Here is a 2683-nt window from a genome sequence, read left to right as displayed (position 1 = left end):
GCCGGAGCTCGGCGGCCGCGGCATCGGCTCGAAGCTTGGCCGCGCCACGCTGGACGCAGTGCGGGCACAGGGGCGCAAGCTCTCCGTCGAGTGCGATTTCATCCGCAATTTCATGCGCAAGAATCCTGAATACAACGATCTCCTCGCCGAGGGCGACGACGCGCAGGCAGAGCCGCAGGAGAGCTATCGCGCTGGCTGCTTCTGCGGAGCTGTCGAGGTCGACGTGACCGGCAAGCCGATGTTTGCGGGCTATTGCCATTGTGCCGACTGCCAGGCGTGGTCAGCGGCGCCGATCAACGCTTTCAGCCTTTGGAAGTCGGACAGTGTGCGCATCACCAAGGGCGAGGCGGAGCTCGGGACGTTCAACAAGACCGAGCACTCCTACCGAAAATTCTGCAAACGCTGCGGCGGCCACGTCATGACCGAGCATCCGCGGATGCGGCTGATCGACGTCTACGCCAATCTACTGAAGGGATACCAACACCAGCCCACCCTGCATGCGAACTACGCAAGCAAGATGGTGTCGGTCCGGGATGGCTTGCCGAAATTTGCCGACCTGCCGGCGGAGCTCGGCGGCTCCGGCGAGATGCTGCCGGATTGATCGTAGGGCGGATTAGCGAAGCGTAATCCGCCGAGCAATCTCCAAGGGATGGCGGATTACGCCTTCGGCTAATCCGCCCTACGCACCTAGGTCGCCGGTGCGATCTTGTCCTGCGTCTTGGTCTCGAAATCGCTGGCGTCGTGCCGCTCGTGGAGCTGGCTGGCGGGATCGCCGGAGACGCGGTTGACCATGCGGCCGCGCTTGACGGCGGGGCGCTGCGCAATCTGGTCGGTCCAGCGCTGCACGTTCTTGTAGTCCTGCACCGAGAGGAATTCGCCGGCGCCATAGACCAGCCCCTTGGCGAGCGCGCCGTACCACGGCCACACGGCCATGTCGGCGATCGTATAGTCCTTGCCCGCGAGGTATTCGTTGTCGGCGAGGCGCCGGTCGAGCACGTCGAGCTGGCGCTTGGTCTCCATCGCGAAGCGGTCGATGGCGTATTCGATCTTGGTCGGCGCGTAGACGTAGAAATGGCCAAAGCCGCCGCCGAGATAGGGCGCGCTGCCCATCTGCCAGAACAGCCAGGACATCGCCTCGGTGCGGGCCTTGATATCCTTCGGCAGGAAGGCACCGAACTTCTCGGCGAGGTAAAACAGGATCGAGCCGGACTCGAACACCCGGATCGGCTCCGGCCCGGAGCGGTCCATCAGCGCGGGAATCTTCGAGTTCGGGTTGATGTCGACGAAACCGCTGCCGAACTGGTCGCCGTTGCCGATGTTGATCAGCCAGGCGTCGTATTCGGCACCCTTGTGGCCGAGCGCCAGAAGCTCCTCCAGCATCACCGTGACCTTCACCCCGTTCGGCGTCGCCAGCGAATAGAGCTGGAAGGGATGCTTGCCAACCGGCAGCTGCTTATCGTGGGTCGGGCCGGCGATCGGGCGGTTGATGCTGGCGAACTGCCCGCCATTCTCCTTGTTCCAGGTCCAGACGTGGGGCGGCACGTAGGCGGGGGTGTCGGTCATGCGAGGGGGCTCCGGCGGAAAGATGCGCCTGCATTAATTAGCCCGGGAATAGCCGATGGCAAGGGCACCGCAACGCATTGCCGGGCGGGGCAACTTCACGTTTTGTCATGGCAAGCCCCTTCCCCGTCATTCCGGGGCGCCCGCAGGGCGCACCCGGAATTCATCGGGCCGCGGGGCTGCTTGGAGAGGTGGATTCCGGGTTCTCGCTGGCGCGCGCCCTGGAATGACGCAGCTCACCATGGAGGCGGCGGCCTTCGGATGACGCGACGCCTACACACAAGATGCCTCGCCGAATCCGGCATGTCATCGATCGGGTCGCGTCACTTTGCTTCGCCAGCGAAAGCAACGAGAACGCCAAGGCCGCCGGGAGAGAGCCATGAAATCGCCGATCTGCGACATGCTGGGCATCGAGTTCCCGCTGCTGGCCTTCAGCCATTGCCGCGACGTCGTCGCCGCTGTCAGCCGCGCCGGTGGCTTCGGTGTGCTGGGTGCCACCGTCCACACACCGGATACGCTCGAACGCGAGCTGAAATGGATCGACGATCACGTCGACGGCAAGCCCTACGGCATCGACGTGCTGATTCCCGAGAACATCTCTACATCAGGCGAGAAGGACGTCACCTGGAAGAGCCTTGAAGCGCGCGTACCGCAGGAGCACCGCAGCTACACGCGTGATCTCCTGAGGAAGTACGACATCGAGCTGATCACGACTGACGTGGACGCCAACCAGCCGCAGCCCTTCGACGGGAAGACGGCGCTGCAGCTGCTCGAGGTCTCCTTCAACCATCCGATCCGGCTGATCGCCAACGCGCTGGGCGTGCCGCCGAAGGCGATGATCGAGATGGGCAAGAAACACGGCGTGCCGGTCGCAGCGCTCGTCGGCGCCAAGGAGCATGCGCTGCGCCAGGTCGCGGCCGGTGTCGACATCCTCGTGGTGCAGGGCACCGAGGCCGGCGGGCATTGCGGCGAGGTCTCGACCATGGTGCTGGTGCCCGAGGTGATCAATGCGATCAAGAAGATCCGCGACGTGCCGGTGCTCGCGGCCGGCGGCATCATGACCGGACGGCAGATGGCGGCCTGCATGGCGATGGGCGCGGCCGGCGCCTGGACCGGTTCGGTG

Annotated in this window: 3 protein-coding genes; 2 read left to right on the top strand and 1 reads right to left on the bottom strand. The window is 64.8% G+C overall.

The annotated features are described in order from the left end of the window. Positions 1–601 (top strand): N-acetyltransferase (locus MOV75_RS33745; RefSeq protein ID WP_309486990.1); only part of this gene is annotated, 601 nt, incomplete at its 5' end. Between the two features lie 86 nt (positions 602–687). Here MOV75_RS33745 and yghU read toward each other — a convergent pair. Further along, positions 688–1563 (bottom strand): glutathione-dependent disulfide-bond oxidoreductase, encoded by an 876-nt coding sequence (gene yghU / locus MOV75_RS33740; RefSeq protein ID WP_246926833.1) that lies wholly within the window; start codon positions 1561–1563, stop codon positions 688–690. Positions 1564–1939: 376 nt separating this feature from the next. Between yghU and MOV75_RS33735 the strand changes: the two genes are divergently transcribed. Then, positions 1940–2683 (top strand): nitronate monooxygenase (locus MOV75_RS33735; protein ID WP_247007501.1); only part of this gene is annotated, 744 nt, incomplete at its 3' end.

The sequence above is a fragment of the Bradyrhizobium sp. PRIMUS42 genome (assembly GCF_023006515.1).
GTDB lineage: Bacteria > Pseudomonadota > Alphaproteobacteria > Rhizobiales > Xanthobacteraceae > Bradyrhizobium.
This window is presented reverse-complemented; position numbering and strand designations above follow the sequence as displayed.